The following is a 21,574-nucleotide window of genomic DNA, read 5'->3' on the forward strand; positions in this document are numbered from 1 at the left end:
ATCAGCAATGGCAAACAATGAACCAGCGGTGAAGCCGATTGGCGGACCACCGAGTGATGTTGAACATATCAAGCTGGAGAGCAATTATCTGCGCGGGGCGCTTGTCGAGACCCTCAGCAATCCGATTACAGGAGGGCTGCCGGAGGATGACAACCGGCTGCTGAAATTCCACGGCAGCTACATGCAGGATGACCGCGATCTGCGCAGTGAGCGGGAACGCTCCAAGCTGGAGCCGGCTTTCCAGTTCATGCTGCGGATAGTAGCGCCCGGCGGTGTGGCGTCTGCGGCACAGTGGCTTGTCATGGATGAGCTGGCCCATAAGTACGGCAATGGGACACTGCGCCTGACGACGCGGCAGGCTTTTCAGATGCATGGGGTGCTCAAGTGGAATCTCAAGAAGACGATCAGAACGATCAACGACACCCTGATGACCACACTTGCGGCCTGCGGTGACGTGAATCGTAATGTGATGAGTGGTCCGAACCCGTATCAGTCGGAGGTTCATGCCGAGGTTCAAGAGTGGGCCAACAAAATCAGCGATCATCTTGCCCCGCGTACCCGCGCGTATCATGAGATCTGGCTGGACGGGGAAAAAGTCGTGGACAGCAAGGTGGTTGAGCCGATCTATGGTCCGGTCTATCTCCCCCGCAAATTCAAAATTGGCCTGGCGGTGCCTCCATCCAATGATGTAGATGTATTCTCCCAGGATCTGGGCTTCATCGCCATTCTGGAGGACGGCAAGCTGGCCGGCTTCAATGTCTCGGTTGGCGGCGGTATGGGAATGACGCACGGCGATACGAATACGTATCCCCAATTGGGCCGGATCATCGGCTTCTGCCGTCCGGAGCAGATGATTGATCTGGCGGAGAAGACGGTTACGATCCAGCGGGATTACGGCAATCGTTCGGTCCGTAAGAATGCCCGCTTCAAGTACACGATCGACCGGCACGGGCTGGAGTGGTTCAAGGGAGAGCTGCACGAACGGCTGGGCTGGACGCTGGAGCCGGCGCGCGACTATCACTTCGATCATAATGGCGACCGGTACGGCTGGGTGAAGGGGATGGACGGCAAATGGAACCTGACGCTCTATATCCAGAGTGGACGGATTCAGGATCAGGAGGGCTACCCGCTGATGACCGGCCTGCGCGAGATCGCCAAGATTCACAGCGGAGACTTCCGGCTGACCCCGAACCAGAATCTGATTATCGGCGGTGTGACCCAGGCGAAGAAGCGCAAGATTACGGAGCTTGCCAAGCAATACGGTCTGACGGACGGTGCCCATCATTCTGCACTGCGCAGAAGTGCGTTGTCCTGTGTAGCCTTGCCGACCTGCGGGCTGGCTATGGCGGAGGCGGAGCGTTATTTGCCGCACCTGCTCGATAAGCTGGAGGTTATCATAGATGAAGCCGGGCTGCGCAATGAAGAGATTATCATCCGTATGACCGGCTGCCCTAACGGCTGTGCCAGACCGGCGCTCGGCGAGATTGCTTTTATCGGCAAAGGTCCGGGCAGGTATAATATGTACCTGGGTGCTGGCTTTACCGGAGACCGGCTGAACAAGCTGTACAAGGAGAACATTGACGAGCGGGAGATACTGGACACCCTCGGGCCGATTATTCATGGTTATGCCAGAGAGCGTATTGCCGGTGAGCACTTCGGCGATTATGTGATCCGCAGCGGATATGTCAAGGCGGTTACTTCGGGGCTCAATTTCCACGACTAACGGGCTAATGCCTGGCGGTCTGATTATGCCGTAGTTAACAATAACTTGTACAGATTAGCCATCACGGGAATGCAAATCATGAGCCTGTTTTCTGGTGTTTTTGCGGGAGACAGGTTTATTTTGTTTGTTTATTTGGATTTTCGGCAGTTTTCTTACATAATATAGAGTAGCAATACACCATTATAACCAAGAGCCATTATATATAGTGAGTAATGGATTCTGTACAGAAGAGGCGAATTGAATGATCATTATGAAATCGATGGAAGAGATTGAGAAGATGCGGGCAGCCGGCAAAATCCTGGCAGAATGCCACCGGCAGATTGCCGGGTTGATCAAGCCGGGAATTACGACCTGGGAGATCGACCAGTTTGCCGAGAAGTTCATCCTCTCCCAAGGAGCAACCCCGGAGCAAAAAGGCTATCACGGTTACCCGTATGCCACCTGTGCATCTGTGAATGACGTCATCTGTCATGGCTTCCCGAAGCATGAGGAGCTGAAGGATGGAGATATTGTAACGATTGACATGGTAGTCAACCTGAATGGCTGGCTGGCGGATTCGGCTTGGTCCTACGGAGTGGGTACAATTAGCGAGCAGGCGGAGAAGCTGCTGGCGACGACCAAGGAATCTCTATTCAAAGGTATCGAGCAGGCTGTAGCCGGCAACCGCATAGGCGACGTAGCGCATGCTATCCAGGTCTATGCCGAATCTAACGGTTATTCCGTCGTCCGGGACTTTATCGGTCACGGGATTGGCTCGGAGATGCACGAAGCGCCTGAAGTGCCTCATTACGGCCCGGCCGGCAAAGGCCCGCGCATTAAGGAAGGCATGGTGTTCACCATTGAGCCCATGCTCAACACGGGCAGCTACCGGACCAAGGTGGATGCAGACGGATGGACTGCACGCACTATTGACGGAGGCCTGTCAGCCCAGTATGAGCATACACTGGCGGTAACTCCGCAGGGGACGATTATTCTGACAGAGCTATAGAAGAATTAAGGGGTTAAAGACCCGCATCACGCAGCAAAGGCAGGGCCGTCCATGGAGGACAGTCCTGCCTTTGCTGCAGCTTCACCTGAGTTAATCGGTAATATTGCGTGTGTAATACTCGATGATATCCTTGCGGCGGATGATGCCGAGGAAGATTCCGCTGTCGTCCACTACCGGAACGAAGTTCTGGTCTGCTGCCAGGGTCAGCATATCCTCCATCTGCGCGTGGATCTCGACGCTCTCGTTATGCACATGACGCTGAATGGTGCCGACGGTCACCTCGTTCATATTCGCGAAGCTCAGGCCGTCGGTGTTCTTCAGCTTCCATAGCAGATCGCCCTCCGACAAGGTCCCAACATATTTACCGGCATCGTCAATAATCGGAATGGCCGAATAATAATGATTCTCCAGCTGTTCCAGCGCTTCCCGCATGGAGATCGAGGAGGTGATGTACGCAACCTGATCCTTGGGCAGCAAAAATGAGGATATTTCCATAGGTTAGTCTCCTTTACAGTAGGATGAAATACATAACGTTATTACAATTAAAACATAGAACAGGATGTAAGCGCATTAAAAATCAGGTTACAACTTTGAGATGTTGCGGTTACGAAGACTTATAAAAAAGGATATGCCGTCCTTCCAGGGGAAGAACTGTCATATCCTAAGCGCTTTTGTGAATAGGAAACTACCTAAGGGAGTTAGCCGTTCTGGCCGTTGTCGTGACTAAGCTGCCAGTGGATGCCGAATTTGTCCTTCAGGTTCCCGTAGGCCTTGCTCCAGAAGGTCTCCTGCAGTTCCATGTGCACAGTTCCGCCTTCCTTCAGCTTGTTGAACCAGTGACGAATCTTCTCTGCATCGGTATCCGTCACCGTTAGGCTGATATTATTCCCTTCCGTGTACGGCATACCGGGGAATACGTCAGAGAACATGACCGGGCTGCCGGCAATCATCAGATTGGCGTGCATGACGAGGTGTTTGGCTTCTTCCGGTACAGGATGGGACGGATCTGGCGGAGCCTCGCCGAAGGTCATAATATGCGGAGGTTCGGTCCCGAACACCTCAGCGTAATATTCTACAGCCTCTCGGGTATTGCCATTGAAATTTAGGTACACATTGATTGCCACAGCTGTCACTCCTCTTGTGTTAAATTAAGGCAAGGACGGCGGTCCCATTGTAGCATGTGCCTGTGCATTCACAAATATTCGGGGCAGGCTGTGATGAGGTCTGAGCGGTTAGACATAACTGTTCAGTCCATTGAACTCCAGAATGGGCTGAAACTGGTACTCCCGGCCCTTTCGGCTAAGCCAGTCGAAGAGAACTTTACTGTGCTGTATCAGTTCATTCAGAGAGAGGTCATTCTCATAAACATATTCCTTGCTGTCAGCAAATCACCAGGAGCTCCAGTCTACCTGAGGATCTAGGATAACCGGCTTGGGATAATGAAATAATACGTAGTCCGGGCGTAACTTCACCATATAATCCAGCTCTTCCTGAATCTGCCGGAACGCTTCAGAACGCTCATAATCATCCGGTGAGAGAAACAGGGCATCTCTTAGTCTGGCAGGATTGGCCGGGCCATGCAAAAAAGGATACGCCGTCCTTCCAGGGGAAGAAACGACATATCCTAAGCCGCTTTTGAAAAGGAGAGTTACCTAAGGACATCAGCTTTTATAGCTCTTGCCTTATTACCTTTGAATTACAGGACCTGATAAATGCTCAAATTTGACCAAGTAGGGGGATTAAACTCGGCAGTGCCCGAAGCAAGAGTGATAGAAGCCGTCAAGGTTAACGTTGGATTAGGGCCGGCGCCAGTCTGGATTAAACCGCTGGATTCCTGGGTGAAGGCGGCTAAACCAGCACCAGCTGCATTTCTCTGCGTGCCAGTGCTTATATTTTGTTGAACGCCGTCGAGGAAAACCAATATTTGCGAAGCAACGACGGGGATACTCCCATTTGTTATTCGAATTCTCAAATTAAAAGAAACGAAGTAGAAGCTATTGGGTTGTAATTGAATACCTTGACCGCCGTTCACAAGGGAGATACCTGAGCCAAAAATAAAATTTTGTACAAATGTAATATTCGTAGGCGTTGCTGTTACTGGACCCGAAGGGTGAAAACTGGCATTGTTGGCCACTGGCCCGGTTGGGCCCGTCTCGCCGGTTACGCCTGTCTCGCCGGTTACACCCGTAGCGCCGGTAAGCCCGGTTAAGCCCGTCATACCCGTGACCTCACCGGTTAAACCTGTCGCGCCGGTAACCCCTGTCGCACCAGTTACCCCGGTTAAGCCCGTCATGCCCGTGACCTCACCGGTAAGCCCGGTCGCGCCCGTTACACCCGTGGCACCCGTCACACCTGTTAAGCCCGTCATGCCTGTCGCCTCACCGGTAAGCCCGGTCGCGCCTGTCATGCCCGTGACCTCACCGGTACCCCCGGTAGCACCCGTTAGACCTGTGGCACCCGTCAAGCCCGTCAAGCCCGTCATGCCAGTAACGTCACCGGTAAGTCCGGTAGCGCCGGTTACGCCGGTAGCGCCAGTGACGCCGGTAGCGCCAGTGATTCCTGTGGCACCCGTCACTCCGGTAGCACCGGTCACGCCTGTGGCGCCGGTGTTCCCCGTGGCACCTGTGTCCAAGGTTGCGCCCGTTATGCCCGTGGCACCCGTCGCTCCGGTCATGCCAGTAACGCCGGTTGCTCCGGTTACACCAGGCCCAGTCACCCCGGTTGCACCTTGCACTCCAACCTGGAGCCACCCTTGGGGATAAGTCACCCCGCCATTCTGACTGCTGCGATAGTATAAAGCCGAATCGGAGAAATATAGCTGTTGTACATAATCTCCGACACGTGATACATAAATCGTCCATACCGACGGGTGTGCGACTCCCGGAGGACCATTCACTGGGCCAGCCGGATCGGCGGGTACTCCCGAGCTGCTGTATACACCGGCAGTTCTAAAGTGAATGTCATCTAAATCGCTGGTCGATGGTTCATCATTGCTGATTGGAAAGACACCGGCTGTTACACCGAGCGCCACATCTCCGGTTAACCCATTGACACTAAGTGCTCCACCCTCTGCTCCCGGAGCTCCGATAGGTCCAGCAGGACCAACAACCGGTCGAATATCTGCAGCTGTCTGGAGCTTGGATTGCAGCATCATTTCATGGCGGATAATTTTTTTCAACATAGCTTGAGTACTGCTACTGACCTGACCTAATTCGGCAAGTGTAACGGGAGTGGTTCCTGGAAGGGTGCCGACCGCATACTGAATCTTCTCTCCTTCAGCATTGAGGATATGCGCCAGTCCTAATTCCTCCATGGCAATAGAGGAAAATAATAGATTAATTACATCGTCCCGCGATATGGATATCGTTGGGGTGATATTGGGCAGGTTCGGTTTTGACAAGTGATTCCCTCCTTATCTACAAAATGGACAGGGGGCTCTTGCCCCCTTGCTCATCCCTTAATCCTCCTCAAAAAGCGGAATCTGTTCGTTTAACGGAACCGGATAATACTCAGGTTAGACCGATCCGTAACATAAGTTCCCGTACCGGCGCTTAGGTTATAAGTAGCATCGAGAGTCATGGTATTGTCAGTGGCGCCGGTCTGAAGAAAACCATTTCCTTCTAGAGAGAAATACACGGTAGCTCCGGTCCCGCCATTTTTTTGTCCGGTAACCGTTATAGGCTGGACATTACCGTTCAATCTAACTATAATTTCAGAACTGGTTACATTGTTTGTTTCAGCAGAGAGCTCAATAGTTATGGTAAACGAAACATAATATAAGCTGTTTGGGAGCACCGTGATATTGCTTGGGGGCGTTCCAAGTTCAATTCCGCTGCCATTAATAAAAATTTCTTGAAATACAATAGGTGTTAAGGTCGAAGCGACTGCAGCCGTTGCGGGCTCAAACATCGCATTGTTAGTTACAATAATAGGCCCGGTGACGCCGGTAGCTCCCGTAACGCCGGTAGCTCCGGTGAGTCCAGTGGCCCCTGTCAAACCAGTAGCGCCAGTGAGCCCGGTCTCCCCAGTGATGCCAGCAGCCCCGGTGACGCCAGTGGCTCCGGTGAGTCCGGTAGCCCCCGTCCCCCCGGTCTCCCCAGTGAGTCCGGTAGCCCCTGTCAAACCAGTAGCGCCAGTGAGCCCGGTCTCCCCAGTGACGCCAGTAGCCCCGGTGACGCCAGTGGCTCCGGTGAGTCCGGTAGCCCCCGTCACCCCGCTCTCCCCAGTGACGCCGGTAGCCCCAGTGACGCCGGTAGCCCCGGTGTCACCGGTCGCTCCAGTGAGTCCGGTAGCGCCGGTGACGCCCGTGGCTCCGGTAACGCCGGTAGCCCCGGTAACGCCGGTAGCCCCGGTAACGCCGGTAGCTCCTGTCAATCCAGTAGCCCCGGTGACGCCAGTAGCCCCCGTCACACCAGTAGCCCCCGTCCCCCCGGTAGCTCCGGTCTCACTGGTGGCTCCGGTGACGCCGGTGGCCCCAGTCTCACCGGTGGTTCCGGTTGGCCCGCGAGCACCGATTTCTTGCCAATCTGACCAGCTCTGGCCACTGTCTGGACTACTGCGGTAATATAATGCTAGGTTGGAAATATACAACTGCTGGATATAAGGCCCTACCTGGGAGACGTAAATCGTCCATGACGGAGGATGGTCAACTCCTAGTGGACCATTTTCCGGGTCTCCTCCATTTGGATTTCCCGAGCTATACACCCCAGCATTGATTAATATGTCCAAATTTCGGGTGGGTGGTTCATCATTACTGATCGGAAAGACACCAGCCTCTGTACTCAACACAACATCGCCCGTCAATCCATTGACGCTGTTTACTGCACCGGCAGCGCCGGTTACCCCCGTGGCTCCTGTGGGTCCGACTAATGATGGAATATCGGAAGCGGAGGTGAGTTTTGAATCCAACATCATTTCGGTGCGGAATACGGAATCGAGCATCGATTGAGCACTGCTGTTTATCTGAAGAACCTCACCCAACGTAGCAGGTGTGCTCCCCGGAAGTGTGCCCAAGGCAAATTGGATGTTTTCCCCTTGGGCATTTATAACATGCGCTAAGCCCAACTCTTCCATTGCGATGGAAGAAAATAATAGGTTAAGCACATCATCTCGAGATAAAGTGATCGTTGGCGTGATATTGGGCAGATTAGGCTGTGACAATATAACCCCTCCTTTTATATAAGATACATCACTCTATTCAGGTGTATTAGTTACAGTGTTAGGCATATCATTCATTTAAGTAGACTTTATGGATTTAATAATTGGTGTAATAGAATTCGCCTGAAGCCCGTTTTCACCTGCATTATGCCTCGCACAGTTGCTCCATACGTCATGGAAATGGACGGTGGGGCATTTTTTTGTGTGCAGTCAGCAGGAATAAACTGGAGTGTTATCGAATATTAGCGATTATCAACAAAATTCGACTTTCAACTACATACATACGCGGGGGTTTGCGCAATGAAAACATGGAAAAAGACAGTATTCTTGATCGTTACCTTCGGACTGATCTTTCTGCTCCCGTTACTAGGAAGTCTGGCGAAATGGAAGGGGATGCCCCCGGGTTACGGGGATTTCCCGGCCCAGAAGGTCGAAGCTGACCCCGGGTTCAGCCTGCTGTATTTCTCGCTCGCCTGCGTTGTGGCCCTGATCATCACACTGGTCCTGGTATTCCCCGGATGGTTCGGCTTCAAGAAGACGGAGGAGGCACCCCGGAAATCGGGGGCGGCCACCCCTTTCCCTATCTGGTTCTGGTGGAGCCTGCCGGTGCTTGCGCTTAGCTGGTTCCTGATGTGGGCCCGGGTGAAGCTGTTTGTCTCGCTGGAGCATTACACGTTTGTTCCCCTCTGGTGGTCCTTTATTCTGATCCTGGACGGTTTGGTCTACCGGAGAAATCACGGAGCTTCGATCATCTCGCGCAAGCCCCATGTGATGCAGCTGCTGGCGGTGGTGTCCTGCTTCAGCTGGTTTGCTTTTGAATACCTGAATTTCTTCGTCCTGGAGAATTGGTATTACCCCAATAATGAAGTGTTCTCTAACTTCGGCAATGTGTTCTGGTTCTCCTTATCCTATACAACGGTTCTTCCGGCCATCTTCGAATGGTACTTACTCCTCAAGACCTTCCGTCTGTTCCGCAACCGTTATAGCCATGGGCCTAGGCTGAAGGTGTCACGCATGTGGCTGATCGTCTATTATATTCTCGGGCTGATCCTGGCCTTCGGCATGGGCTATTATCCGTATCTGCTGTTCTGGGTGCTGTGGGTTGCGCTGGTTCCGATGCTGTCCGCAGCGATGGCGCTTGCCGGTTACTGGACCCCCTTCACCCCGGTGAAGAACGGAGACTGGTCCAAGGTCATTCTGGTGGGGCTGGCTACGGTGTTCAACGGCTTCTTCTGGGAGTTCTGGAACTTTGGCAGTGAGTGGTTCCATGACGACGTTCCTACCAATCCGAATTACTGGAAATACTCGGTGCCTTATCTGGACAAATTTCATATTTTCTCCGAGATGCCGGTTCTGGGCTATTTCGGTTATCTGTTCTTTGGGCTGAATTGCTGGATTATCTGGCTGATCGCTGCCTATGTATTTAAATTCGATGCCGATATTGAAGTTACGGGAGAACAAGGCTAAAGGTGGAGTACAATGATTGCTAATGACCATTATCAGGTCCTGGAGACCATTTCAGATAATCCTATAAAAGCCGTGTACCGGTGCACGGAGGCTTCCTCCGCAGAAACGGTCATTCTCAAGGTGTTAAAATCGGAGTTTGCCGGCACCGAAGCCGTAATGCGCTTCAAACAGGAATATAAGCTGCTTACAGAGCTCAGCACCAGCACAGAAGGGGTTATCCGTCCCCTGAGGCTCGAAGAGCAGAACGGTCTGTACGTCATGGTTCTTGAGGATATCGCCGGACGTTCGCTCAAGCGGATTCTGGCGGAAGAGCAGCCGGGGGAGGAGGCTTTGCTGAAGCTGGCGGTCAAGGTTGTGGATATTCTGGGCTCCATACATGAGCAGAACGTGATCCATAAGGATATCAAGCCGTCGAATATCATCTGGAACCGGGAGCGGGAAATTGTCCAGGTGATTGATTTCGATCTTGCAGTGAAGCTGTCCAAGGAGAGGCGTGATTTCCAGAACAGCGGCGTGCTGGAGGGCAGTCTGCTTTACATCTCACCGGAACAGACCGGCCGGATGAACCGGAATATAGATTACCGGAGTGACTACTATTCACTAGGTGTGGTCCTGTACGAGATGATGACCGGCATCATGCCGTATCCATCGTCCGAGATGATGGAGCAGATCTATTCCATTATTGCAAAGGAAGCCGTCTCCCCTTACCATGCAACCGGAGGCAGGGTTAGCAGCGGCTTGTCGGCGGTCATTATGAAGCTGATGGAGAAGTCGTCGGAGGACCGGTACCGCAGCGCGCACGGCATCAAGGCCGATCTGAAGAAATGCCTGGCCGGGCAGGAGGATTTCGTGATTGGAACGGAGGATCTCCTGAACACCTTCCGCATTCCGCAAAAAGTAGTCGGCAGACAGCAGGAGCTGTCCACCCTGGAGACGGCCTTCCGCAGCAGTGTCAACGGGAATTCACAGGTCATGCTGGTCTCCGGTGATGCAGGTGCAGGCAAAACGGCACTGGTTCATGAGCTGCACCGGACAATCAGCCGGGAGAAGGGGCTGTTCGCGGAAGGGAAGTTCGACCAGTACAATAAGAATATTCCTTACAGTGCGCTCATCCAGGCCTTTCGCAGGCTGGTCAGCCAGCTGCTGGAGAGTCCGGATGAGGATTACAAGAGTGAGGTCAGCCGCTCGCTGACCCGGCTGCTTGACGGCAACGGCGGTGTGATTACGGGATTAATCCCTGAGCTTGCTGTCTGGACCGGGACCCAGCCTGAGCCGGAACCGCTGAGTCCGGCCGAGGAGATGAACCGGTTCTTCCTGACCTTTGCCAAGTTCGTGCAGGCCATGACGCATCCGGACCGGCCGCTCGTCCTCTTCCTGGATGATGTCCAGTGGGCGGATTACTCCAGCCTGCAGCTGGTGGAGAAGCTGGTGCTGGATAACCATCTGCAGCGGATGTTTGTGATTTGCTCCTTCCGGCAGAATGAGATCCACGAAGGTCATCCGCTGTTCTCCGCGATGGTTAAGATCGGCAAAAATCGTGAAGTTGGACGTATTCACCTTCAGCCGCTGCAAGAGACGGATGTGCAAAGCCTTGTGGCTGACACGCTGTACAGCAGCATGGAACGGGTCGAAGGGATAACCGGACATTTATACAAGCGGTCGAAGGGGAATTCCTTTTTCCTGACGGAAATGCTGAAGGATCTTCACCGGCGCGGGATTATCTTTTTCGACAAGCAGAACGGGGAATGGAGCTGGAGCCTGGAGCAGCTGGAGGCACTGCCGGTCCATGACAGTGTGGTGGATTTCCTGGTAGGACAGCTGCAGCATCTGCCGGGGGAGGTCCGTCATATCCTGATGCTTAGCTCGGCGGCCGGCAGCGTATTCGACTACGGGATGCTGACACTAATCGGCGAGGAAGCGCCGGAGGTGATTGCCGCCGCGATTACCCGGGCGGTTCAGGAAGAGTATATTGTCCCTGCCGACCATAAGTACGCCATATTCTCCGCTACGCTGGCCGAATCTGGCTGCGAGGCTGCGCAGATTGGCATCCGGCTGAAATTTGCCCATGACCGGATTCAGCAGGCCTTCTACCAGCTGCTTGATCCTGAACGGGGGAAGAGGCTTCATCTTAGTATCGGCCGGCTGTTGCTGCGGAATCTTGGAGAGGAGGAAATCGCGGACAAGCTGGTCGATATTGCAACCCATATTAATAAAGGGCTGGAATTAATCACTGACAGCTCGGAGGCGCGTGAGATCGTCGCTCTGAATCTGCGGGCAGCCTACAAGGCCAAAGCAGGATACGGGTATGATTCGGCCTTCCTACTGCTTGAAGCGGCAATGGAGTTGCTCCCGGAGCAGATCTGGAGTACAGACCCGGGGCAGGCGGCGGAGATCTACAGGCTGTATGCGGAATGCAGCTATCTCACCCATCACATCGATCAGGGGGATCAGGCTTGCCGTCTGCTGCTGGAGCAAACTACGGAGCGGATGGCTATTGCGGAAATCTATGAGATGCAGACCAATCACTATATGTATCTGGGCATGATGCCCGAATCGATTGCTTCGGGGAGGCGGGGGCTGAAGGCGCTCGGCATTAAGATTCCGTCCAAGGTTGGAATGCCCGCCGTCCTTAAGGAGCTGCTGGTCGTTAAGGCCGCGCTGCGGGGGAGAACACCGGAGACGATTTTTGCACTGCCGGAGATGCAGGACCCGGAGATGAAGCTGGTGATGCGGCTGCTGATTAACTTTATACCGCCTGCATTTATCTCCGGGGAGACCTCGCTGTTTGGTCTGGTGGTGCTGAAGAAGGTGGGCTTGACGCTGAAATACGGGAATTCGCCGGAGTCGGCGCTTGCTTTTATCGGCTATGCTATGCTCTTGTCCGGCTTCGGGGATACCCGGGGTGCCTTCGCTTATGGACGTCTCGGGATCAGAATTAACGACAAATTCAATGATCTGCAGTGGAAAGGCGCGGCGCATGTCCTGTATACGCTGTTCAGCCACGCCTGGACCGAGCCTTGGGATACGCTGCAGGACTGGTTCGGCACCTCCATTGAAGCCAGTCTGCGGACAGGCGATCTGCTCTACCTGGCCCATTCCGCCTTCTATGTGAATCTCTGGAATCCGTCGATGGACATCCCGGCTTTGCTTCAGGAAAGTGACCGTACGATCTCTATGATCGAGAACACGAAGTACAAGGAGTCGCTTGCCACAGCGCAGCTGGCCCGCCAGTATTATCTCAGTCTTGCCGGAGAGCTGCCGGAGCGTACCTCATTCAACAATGAAGCCTTCAGCGAAGAGGTCTATCTGCACGAATTGCAGGAAGCAAGATATTATTCGGGAATTGCGATCTATTATATTTACAAAATGAAGCTGCTGTTTCTCTACGAGAAGCATGATGAAGCGCTGGAGTACATCGAGCGGGCGTATCCGATTATCGGGACGCTGGCCGGATCGGCTTTTATGGAGGAGTTCGCGCTGTATACCTTCCTAAATCTGGCTTATGCTTACAAGGATTTGGGTGTGAACGGCAAGCGGAAGGCCAGGTCCAAAATGCGCAAGGAGCTCGGCCGGGTACGCAAATGGGCCAGCAATGCACCGGGAACCTTCCGGCAGCATGAATATCTGATGAGGGCCGAATGGGCCCGGATCTCCGGGAACAGCACCCGCGCAGGCTATTATTATGATCTGGCGATCGAGGCCAGCGAGCAGGGCAGCTTCGTCCGCTATAAGGCACTCTGCAACGAGCTGGCGGCCCGGTTCTATATGGACAAGGGCTTCAACGAGTTCGCCGCCTATTTGCTCAGACAATCCGAATACTATTATTCGGTCTGGGGGGCCAAGGAGAAGATCGCGTTCATCAAGGAGCGATACCCCGCTCTTGCCCAGAAAATCAGCACCAAGGAGTTCATGCACGGCAGGACGGTGTCCGATTATACCGAGAGCATTGATCTGAATTCCATCATTCTGGCTTCGCAGGCCATCTCCAAAGAAATTGAGCTGAACCACCTGCTGGAAGCGCTGATGGAGATTGTAATCATGAATGCCGGGGCGCAGCGGGGCTGTATCCTGATGACCTCCAAGGCCAATCTTCTGGTCGAAGGGGAATATAAAGCGGACACAGACCGGATCTCCGTGGCGATTCATGAGTCGCATCAGCTGGACAATCTGCCTGTCGCCATCATCAGACAAGTGGAGAAGAGCCGGGAGAGCCTGATCTACAATGATGCCTATTCCGAGACTTCATTCGTGAATGATCCCTATATTGTGAGGCAGCAGCCGAAATCGATGGTCTGCATGCCGCTGATTAACCAGAATAAGACGATTGCCATTATCTATCTGGAGAATAATCTGGTGACCGGCGTATTCACCGAGGAACGGATGAAGATTATCAATCTGCTGTCCAGAGAGATGGTCTTCTCGCTTGAGAATGCCAGTCTGTATAATGAGCTTGAGCGCTCTGAGGAGAAGTACCGCCAACTGGTCAACAACCTGCAGGACGGGGTGTTCGTGGTCCAGGATATGCGGTGTGTCTATGTTAATGAGGCGCTGGAGCAGATGCTCGGCTATCAGCCGGGCGAGATGCTGGAGCAGCCCTTCGGGAATTTCATTACCCCCCCGGAGCGGGAGAAGGTGATGCATTATTATGCCAGACGAGTCGAGGGCAAGCAGGCACCGGAAGAGTACGAGACAAGGCTTTTGCATAAGGATAAGTCCCCTGAAGTCATCGCCATTCACAAGGTCGTCAGAATTATGTATCAGAATAAGCCGGCGATTCAGGGAACGATCAAGGATATAACTGAGCGCAAGAAGGCGGAGGAGGAGCTGCGGCGCCACAAGGAGCATCTGGAGGAACTGGTGGCGGAGCGGACGAAGGAGCTGGAGTTCAACAACGGGGAGCTGAGCAAATATATCGGGCTGATTGAAAAGATCTCGATCACCGATGAATTAACCGGGCTGTACAACCGCAGATACTTCAATAAGCTGTTCCTGGATGAGGTGGACAAGGCTGCTGCCAGCAAACGGTATTTAACCTACCTGATGCTGGATATTGATTATTTCAAAAAATTCAATGACACCTACGGGCATTATGAAGGCGATACGGTACTGCGCAGAATAGGCGGGGTACTGAAGGAGCTGGCTGAACAGGCGGAAGGAACCGCGTTCCGGCTGGGCGGGGAGGAATTCGGGATTGTGGCCGCCGGACTGACCCCTCCAGAGTCCCGTGTGTTCGCCGAATTGATCAGACGAAGCATCGCGGAGCTGGGGATACAGCATGATCTCAGTCCCGAATACGGCAGAATTACCGTCTCTATCGGCGTAGCCGCCGTGCTTGTGGACGGGCTGCGCGAGGAGGATATCTACAAGCTGGGCGACGATGCGCTGTATCAGTCCAAGGCGGAAGGCCGCAACTGTGTTACATTGTTCGAGCGATAAGATTCAAGCGATAAGAGATGTACATAAATAAATAGGATTAGGGAGCTGTTGAAGCAATGAGTACCGATCACGAATTAGAAAAAGAATCAGAAATGGACCAGTTGCTGGAGGCTCTAAAAATATCTCTGCCGCTGGTGCAGCGTCTCTTTCCACTGGATGTAATGTTTGCCTTAACCGATGTGGAGAAGTTCATCTATCATCTGCCGGGCAAAGAGCTCCATGCCCGGGTCGGAGATGGGAGTCCCATTCCGCCAAGTGGGGGAATCCGGGCAGCGCTGGAGAGTGGAGAAGAAGTCAGCGCCACTATTCCCAAAGAAGTCTACGGGATACCCTTCAAGTCCTCATCAATGCCGGTCCGTGACCGGAACGGGGCGGTAATTGGCGTATTTACGATTGGAATCAGCCTCAGCAATCAGGTAACGCTCAGCGATGCAGCGAATGCGCTGGCGGTGACCTCTGACGAGATCAGCTCGACTTCGGTAGAGATTGCGGGCACGGCCTCGGATCTGGCGAATACCGTCGGGGATCTGAAGGAGCTGGGCCAGAAGGTGGTTGAGGATCTGCAGCAGACGGACGAGATTCTGGATTTCATCCGCAAGGTGGCAGACAACTCCAATCTGCTGGGGCTGAATGCAGCGATTGAAGCGGCCCATGCGGCTGAGCATGGACGGGGCTTCGGCATCGTGGCCCAGGAGATCCGCAAAATGTCGGTATCCAGTGCTTCATCGGCGAAGGATATTGCCGGCATTCTGCAGATGATCAAGCAGAAGATTAACCAGATGGATGCTGTGCTTACAGATTGTCTGGCGCAAAGCGAACGCCAGGCCGCAGCCACAGAGGAGATCACCGCCTCGATGCAGCAGCTTGCAGCCTCCGCCGTGGAGATTGAGAGTATCGCTCGTCTGATCTAATCCGCACCTGTCTCTAGTGTCAAAGAGTTCCTCCCCTGCATACAGTATCTGGACGAATGCCCAGTGTTACTTAAGGCTATAATCCAGTCTGAGGAGGAACAAATCATGCTTGATCCAGTATTGCAGGCACCGGACCTGAAGCTTGCCGCCGATTCTAACCAGGTGCTTAATTATAAGCGGGATGCGAACAATTATATTACGCAGCTTTTTGGAGAGCAGCTTCCGGCGATACGTAACGGGTTCTTCAATGCCCATATGAGCAAAGGCTTCATCGTCCAGCCGCACTGGCACACGAATGTGACAGAGATGGTCTTCGTGATTAGCGGTGAGCTGATTACCTCCGTGTTCGATCCGTTCACCCAGAAGCTGATGACCTATCATCTGCAGGCCGGACAAATCGCTGTCTTCCCGAAGGGCTGGTTCCACTGGATTCTGGCTGAGAGCGAACAAGCCCATTTCCTGACGATCTTCGATGCGCCGACACCGGATATTGTGTTTGGTTCAGACTTCCTGCGGGCTGTTCCCGCAGAGGTAATCCAGCGCGCCTATTGTATCAATGAAGAAGAGTACGCCAAGGCCGTGGCCCCGCTGAAGGAATCGATTATTCTTGGACCGCCTCCGGGCTGCGCCGTGGCAGGGTCTGCCGGGGGAATGAACATAGGCCCGCCCGCCAAAAGCATGCCCGCCTACGCAGCCCAGCAGCCTGCGGCGGCATTCTATCCTTATCCGATGTATCCGCGCCGCTAGGCGGTGGCTACGCTGTATTAATGATCTGAAAAGAAAAAGCAGGCCAGGGAGAAATTCCTTGGTCTGCTTTTTTATGGAATACAGGGTGTGCGTGGTTTATTTCGCTTCTTCCAGCTTGTGGTTAAGGTCCTTATATTGACTCAGCAGTTCGGACAGTGCCTGCTTAATTGCTGTTGCATCTGTGGCTTGTGCAGCCTCTGCCAGTGCAACCTGTGCTTTGAAAAGGCCGTCGATATACGCCGCATGTAAGGTTACCACATTGGCAAGCTTGCCGGATTCCAGAGAGTCAGGTACCGTTAGTGTGAGGTTTGCAGCTGCTGAGGCGGACGGAACTGCCTTAACACTGCCCCCAGTTGTCCCGTATTCCGGCACAGTGGCAAGCGGAACCGTTTCTGCGTCCGTCAATGTTCCAGGCATGGCTAATTGCACATCCAGAATGCCGGTTTTTTCTGTCCATGGAGCGGCAGACATTGGCGTGGTGAGAACCACGTTAAGCGCCTTCGTGCTTGTAAAATCATGGAATCGGCTGAGCGTATCCCGCCAGTCCTGGGATGTTTCCGGTGCATAGCTGTTCACCAGGCTCAGAACCTGTGGTTCAAGCATGGGGAGCAGTTTACTGTCTGGTGTGGCTGCAGCGGCCGTGCTTATAATGGCAGTGGGTCCCTGTACCGGGTGCGGTGCGATTTCCGTATCCGCGAAGACCGGGGTGGCGATACTGGACAGCAGCAGGGTGGATAGAGCCATTCTTTTCACGATTAGACGATTCATATACGAACACTCCTTCAGGTGGTTTGTCTTACAGCTCTCACTATAGCGGGCTTCTGTGGCAGGAGAGGGTCAGCAATGTGGAAAAACAATGGCAGTGCCCTATCCCGCTCAGCCGCTTGCTATAATGGAGAAGAGAAAATCATGGAGGGTACCTGGATGAACAATCAAACGGTCATTGCCGTTGTGGACGATGACGAGAATATACGCAATCTGGTGGAAGCTTATTTACATAGGGAGAATTACCGGACGATTGGTCTTGGAAGTGCCGAAGAGGCGTGGGATTTATGGAAGAATGATCCTCCCGGCATGTGGGTGCTCGATATTATGCTTCCGGGAATGGACGGCTATGAGCTGTGCAGGCGTATCCGTGATGAAGCGGAGGTGCCGATCATTATGATCTCTGCTAAAGATAGTGAAGTGGATAAAATCCTGGGTCTTGAGCTTGGGAGCGACGATTATCTGGTCAAGCCCTTCAGTCCCCGTGAGCTGGTAGCCCGGATCAACCGCCAGTTGAAAAGGTGGGAGCGTCTTCACCCCTCCTGGTCTGCTGCTGTTCTGCCTGCTGTGCATACAGGGCTAGAGCTGGGCAGTCTGCTGCTGCATCCTGAGGAGAGAAGATCCTTCTGGCGGGGAGCTGAAGTGGAGCTGACCAGCAAGGAGTTCCTGATGCTGATGGTCTTTGCGGGAAGTCCGAACCGGGCCTTTACGCGCGAAGAGCTGCTGGGCCATGTCTGGGGAGAGGATTATTTCGGCAGCGACCGCGCTGTCGACCATCTGATCAAGCGCATCCGCAAAAAAATGGACGGCCTGCCGCTGGAATCGGTCTGGGGTCACGGCTACCGTATGAGAGAGGTGCAGAAATGAAGAGTATGGCGGAAAGGCTAAACCAGCGGATGAAAAAGCTGAAGCTGGTGCATCAGATCAACTTTGCTTTTGGGCTGTCTCTGCTGCTGGTCCTGTCTATCACGGGAGTGATGATCCATTATGTGCTGATGGACCATTTCATTGGCAAGGAGCAAGAGGGATTAAGGACGCTTGGCGCTTCCCTTACAGCGAGTCTGCAGCGGGCTCCATTCACGGAAGGAGGGGCATTCACAGTGGGAAAAAGCGAGCCGCTTACGGCTCCATATCCTACGCTCTACAGCGGAGTACAGGCCATCGTGAGCGACCAGCAGGGGAATGTGGTCTCGGGAAGTATCCCGGCCCTGCCCGTGCAGTCCGGAGTAACAGTGGATATCACAGCTATAGAGCAGGGGAGCCTGCAGAGCTTATGGGACGGCAATGATCCGCGTTATCTGGTGCAAGTCAACACGCTCCCCCAAGGCAAACTCACCTTGCTAACGCCTGTCAGCAGAATCAAGGTCATCGAGCAGTCGCTGCTGAAGCGGCTGATCCTTGTCTTTGCTGCGGGAGCGGCAGCGATGCTCCTGTTCAGCCTGTTCATTACGCGGAAGCTGATTGATCCGCTGATCAGCCTGCGTCAGGAGCTCCACAAAGTGAAAAGCCGCCGGTTTGCCGAGGTGAATCTGATCCGGGCGGGAGGTGAAATCGGTTCTGTCGCCAGGGCAGTATACGAGATGGCCGGTGAGCTGCACCGGTTCAACCGGGTGCAGAAGCAGTTTTTCCAGAATGCCTCGCATGAGCTGAAGTCTCCGCTGATGTCGATAGCCGGTTATGCGGAGGGCATTAGGGACGGGATATTTGAAGGAGAGGGCGTCCGTAAAGGACTGGATATTATTCTGAGTGAAAGCGGGCGTTTACGTGATCTGGTCAGCGAAATGACCCTTCTGGCGAAGCTGGACAGTGAAGAGGATATTTACCAGGCTGAGGATACGGATCTGGAGGAGCTGCTGAGCGAGGCGGTGGAGCGGGTCAATCCGCTACTGGCGGCAAGGAAGCTGTCGCTACATCCGATAGTCTCCGGGGACCATGGGGGGATGGTAAGAGCGGACCGGGATAAGCTGCTGCAAGCTCTGCTGAACGTATTATCCAATGCGGCCCGTTATGCCGAGAAGCGTATTGATGTAGAGGTGCATACAAGCAGGGGAAGGATTACATTAACGGTTGCTGACGATGGTCCGGGTATTGCGCAGGAGCTGCTGTCCAGTCTGTTTCACAGGTTCGTCAAAGGGAAAAATGGCGAATCCGGGCTGGGACTCGCCATCGCACGTGCTATTGTGGAACGCTGCGGCGGAGAGCTTAGTGCCCGGAACCGTCCGGAGGGCGGCGCAGTCTTCACCTTTGAGTTCACGCCATCTGCGTGCAGCGTTTAATACTCGTTGAACATTGCGGCTATTTCATCGTAGCCGGTGGTTTGCGTCAGAGCTAGGGAGAGCAGGATTCTGGCTTTTTGCGGGACCAGGCTGTTGCACGGAATGGAATTGGCGGACAAATCAATGTAGGAATCCTTGAGTGTAATTCCGCTGGAAATCCGCGAGCAGCGGACAACAGGGATATTATTATTCTTCAGCTCGCCGACTTTATCAATCCACGGTTTGCTGTAGATGCCTCCGCCTGCACCGGCAATCACAATCCCCTTGGAGATCGTGGCCAGATAATCCAGAATCCCGGGATTGGCATCCACATGGAAATAAGCTACGGATACTTCCGGCAGCTCCTGCATAACAGATACATCGAACTGGGTTGCGGTGGTATGCCGCTTCAAGGTGCGCGTATAGAAGAAGGCATGGCTGTCACGCATATATCCCAGGCAGCCGAAATCGCGCTCATCGAAGGCGTTGGCCTTGAAGGTGTTCACCTTTTGTACATCCCGCCCGCTATAGATGCCCTCAGCAAACACAACCATCACGCCTTGGCCGGAAGCCTCGGGATTCGCCGCCAGTGCTACGGACTGATACAGATTCAGGGGTCCATCGGCACTGATTGCGGTAGCCGGGCGCATAGATCCGGTAATGATTACCGGCTTGTCGGTCTTAATCACCAGGTTCAGGAAGTAAGACGTCTCATCGAGGGTGTCGGTGCCGTGGGTGATGACGAATCCGTGCACATCCTCCCGTAGGGCAAGCGTGTTAATGTACGTTGCCAGGGTAAGCCAGTGTTCGCTGGTAATATCGGCGCTGCACAGATTACTGACCTGTACCCCGGCGCAATTCGCCAGCCGTTCCAGGTGTGGTACACTATCCAGCAGATCCTGCACGGGCAGGGCGCCGGGCTCATAATTCAAGGTTTTATGAGCTTCGCCGCTGCCGGCAATGGTACCGCCGGTGGCGAGGATGACTACATTTTTGAGGCCGGGATTATAGTAAGGGGAAGCGGTGAAATTCACTTCGGGAATAGTATTCATCATAGGTTGTTTCCTTTCAGGTTGAGCCAGAATTCAGTCATTCGCATGACATTGAGAGTATTATAACATTCATTCCTCTATGGGTGACATACTAAGGTATAATAAGTGTGAAAATATAAATGGGAGGATCTGTATGTTCAGGGTAGAGGAAGTAGCGCAGGGAGTGTGGGCCGCGATTGTTATTCCGGGCCTGGGCGCGGTAGGCAATGCGTCAATCATCGATCTTGGGGATTCTACAGTCGTAGTGGATACCTTCAACCTGCCGGCAGCAGCCAGACTGCTGCGGGAAAAGGCAGAGAAGCTGACAGGGAAGCCGGTCAAATACATAATTAATACTCACTATCACGGGGATCACCATTACGGCAATCAGGAGTTTTCGGACAGTATCATTCTATCGACAGAGCTTACCCGTGAGGTGCTGAGAACGCATGCGCCACCCGCTTTGGAGGAATGGCAGGATGGTCTGCGGAAGCAGATCACAGGATTACAGGAGAAAAGAAATACTGCTACGGATTCCCGTCTACGGCAGGCGCTCATTAATGAAATATCGGACAAACAGGCGTTGCTGGAGGCTACGCCAACAATCCGGAGAGTGACAGCAGCGGTGACCTTCAAGGATAGTGTGGATATTCACGGATCAGCTCGTTCACTGCATCTGTTCACGTATGGCGGCGGTCATACCCTCAGCGATGCTATGGTGTACGTTGCAGATGTTCAGGTGCTGATCGCAGGGGATCTGGTCCTGAACAGGTTCCACCCGGCGATGCTCCATGGGTTCCCAGAAGCATGGACAACTATTATAGAGCAGATTGGCGGGGAAATTGATTTCACACGGCTGATTCCAGGACATGGAGATGTTGCCGGACGGGAGAGTATCCCTGACATGCTGCGCTACCTCAAAGAGATTCAGGAGTACGCTGCAACGGCAGCCCGAAGCAGAGAAAGTGCAGAGCACTGGATAGCCAAGGGAATCCCTGAGCCTTTTGATACATGGAAGGGGTCTCATATCTTCGAGTGGAATTTCCGCTGGTTGTTCAATACCTATACTGATCCTAAGAAAAGAGGGAGATAAG

At 53.6% G+C, this 21,574-nt stretch carries 15 protein-coding genes; 9 read left to right on the forward strand and 6 right to left on the reverse strand.

Annotated features, from left to right (window positions below):
- Nucleotides 1–7 precede the first annotated feature (7 nt).
- Both cysI and map read left to right on the forward strand, forming a co-directional pair.
- Nucleotides 8–1,723 carry an assimilatory sulfite reductase (NADPH) hemoprotein subunit gene (cysI, locus tag MKY64_RS06975; RefSeq protein WP_340951761.1) on the forward strand — a complete coding sequence of 572 codons (1,716 nt, stop codon included), beginning with the start codon at nucleotides 8–10 and terminating at the stop codon, nucleotides 1,721–1,723.
- A 241-nt stretch (nucleotides 1,724–1,964) separates the two neighbouring features.
- On the forward strand, nucleotides 1,965–2,711 hold the full coding sequence (map, locus tag MKY64_RS06980; protein ID WP_036733023.1) for a type I methionyl aminopeptidase: 747 nt from the start codon (nucleotides 1,965–1,967) through the stop codon (nucleotides 2,709–2,711).
- A 90-nt stretch (nucleotides 2,712–2,801) separates the two neighbouring features.
- On the opposite strand, the gene MKY64_RS06985 is transcribed toward map, so the two are convergent.
- The 4 genes from MKY64_RS06985 to MKY64_RS07000 all read right to left on the reverse strand — a co-directional run bounded on the left by MKY64_RS06985 (nucleotide 2,802) and on the right by MKY64_RS07000 (nucleotide 7,871).
- Nucleotides 2,802–3,206 carry a CBS domain-containing protein gene (locus tag MKY64_RS06985; protein ID WP_036733033.1) on the reverse strand — a complete coding sequence of 135 codons (405 nt, stop codon included), beginning with the start codon at nucleotides 3,204–3,206 and terminating at the stop codon, nucleotides 2,802–2,804.
- Between the two features lie 203 nt (nucleotides 3,207–3,409).
- Nucleotides 3,410–3,835, reverse strand: a complete 426-nt coding sequence (locus tag MKY64_RS06990; protein WP_340951764.1) for a VOC family protein — start codon at nucleotides 3,833–3,835, stop codon at nucleotides 3,410–3,412.
- A 572-nt stretch (nucleotides 3,836–4,407) separates the two neighbouring features.
- Entirely contained in the window at nucleotides 4,408–6,111 is a 1,704-nt protein-coding gene (locus tag MKY64_RS06995; RefSeq protein ID WP_340951766.1) for a hypothetical protein, read from the reverse strand.
- Nucleotides 6,112–6,200: 89 nt separating this feature from the next.
- Nucleotides 6,201–7,871, reverse strand: a complete 1,671-nt coding sequence (locus MKY64_RS07000; RefSeq protein ID WP_445671693.1) for a collagen-like protein — start codon at nucleotides 7,869–7,871, stop codon at nucleotides 6,201–6,203.
- A gap of 297 nt (nucleotides 7,872–8,168) precedes the next feature.
- Here MKY64_RS07000 and MKY64_RS07005 point away from each other — a divergent pair, with 297 nt between their 5' ends.
- The 4 genes from MKY64_RS07005 to MKY64_RS07020 all read left to right on the forward strand — a co-directional run bounded on the left by MKY64_RS07005 (nucleotide 8,169) and on the right by MKY64_RS07020 (nucleotide 16,429).
- Nucleotides 8,169–9,335, forward strand: coding sequence for a small-conductance mechanosensitive channel (locus tag MKY64_RS07005; protein ID WP_340951772.1), 1,167 nt, complete (start codon nucleotides 8,169–8,171; stop codon nucleotides 9,333–9,335).
- Between the two features lie 12 nt (nucleotides 9,336–9,347).
- Nucleotides 9,348–14,771 (forward strand): diguanylate cyclase, encoded by a 5,424-nt coding sequence (locus MKY64_RS07010; protein WP_340951774.1) that lies wholly within the window; start codon nucleotides 9,348–9,350, stop codon nucleotides 14,769–14,771.
- A gap of 56 nt (nucleotides 14,772–14,827) precedes the next feature.
- Nucleotides 14,828–15,682: a methyl-accepting chemotaxis protein gene (locus MKY64_RS07015; RefSeq protein ID WP_339218582.1), complete on the forward strand. Its 855-nt coding sequence runs from the start codon at nucleotides 14,828–14,830 to the stop codon at nucleotides 15,680–15,682.
- A 105-nt stretch (nucleotides 15,683–15,787) separates the two neighbouring features.
- A complete protein-coding gene (locus MKY64_RS07020) occupies nucleotides 15,788–16,429 on the forward strand; it encodes a cupin domain-containing protein (RefSeq protein ID WP_340951777.1) in 642 nt (213 codons plus the stop codon).
- A 96-nt stretch (nucleotides 16,430–16,525) separates the two neighbouring features.
- On the opposite strand, the gene MKY64_RS07025 is transcribed toward MKY64_RS07020, so the two are convergent.
- Nucleotides 16,526–17,197, reverse strand: coding sequence for a hypothetical protein (locus tag MKY64_RS07025; protein WP_340951780.1), 672 nt, complete (start codon nucleotides 17,195–17,197; stop codon nucleotides 16,526–16,528).
- Between the two features lie 156 nt (nucleotides 17,198–17,353).
- Here MKY64_RS07025 and MKY64_RS07030 point away from each other — a divergent pair, with 156 nt between their 5' ends.
- Complete coding sequence (locus MKY64_RS07030; RefSeq protein WP_340958032.1) at nucleotides 17,354–18,061, forward strand: response regulator transcription factor; 708 nt, start codon at nucleotides 17,354–17,356, stop codon at nucleotides 18,059–18,061.
- Nucleotides 18,058–19,470, forward strand: coding sequence for a sensor histidine kinase (locus tag MKY64_RS07035; protein WP_340951783.1), 1,413 nt, complete (start codon nucleotides 18,058–18,060; stop codon nucleotides 19,468–19,470). The genes MKY64_RS07030 and MKY64_RS07035 overlap by 4 nt, the downstream gene beginning before the upstream one ends.
- Here the strand turns inward: MKY64_RS07035 and MKY64_RS07040 are convergent.
- Nucleotides 19,467–20,504, reverse strand: coding sequence for an asparaginase (locus MKY64_RS07040; protein WP_340951784.1), 1,038 nt, complete (start codon nucleotides 20,502–20,504; stop codon nucleotides 19,467–19,469). The two genes, MKY64_RS07035 and MKY64_RS07040, sit on opposite strands and share 4 nt — an antisense overlap.
- A gap of 130 nt (nucleotides 20,505–20,634) precedes the next feature.
- Here MKY64_RS07040 and MKY64_RS07045 point away from each other — a divergent pair, with 130 nt between their 5' ends.
- Nucleotides 20,635–21,573 carry an MBL fold metallo-hydrolase gene (locus MKY64_RS07045; RefSeq protein WP_340951786.1) on the forward strand — a complete coding sequence of 313 codons (939 nt, stop codon included), beginning with the start codon at nucleotides 20,635–20,637 and terminating at the stop codon, nucleotides 21,571–21,573.
- Nucleotide 21,574 lies beyond the last annotated feature (1 nt).

The organism is Paenibacillus sp. FSL R7-0210, assembly GCF_038009085.1.
Classification (GTDB): domain Bacteria; phylum Bacillota; class Bacilli; order Paenibacillales; family Paenibacillaceae; genus Paenibacillus_AQ; species Paenibacillus_AQ silagei.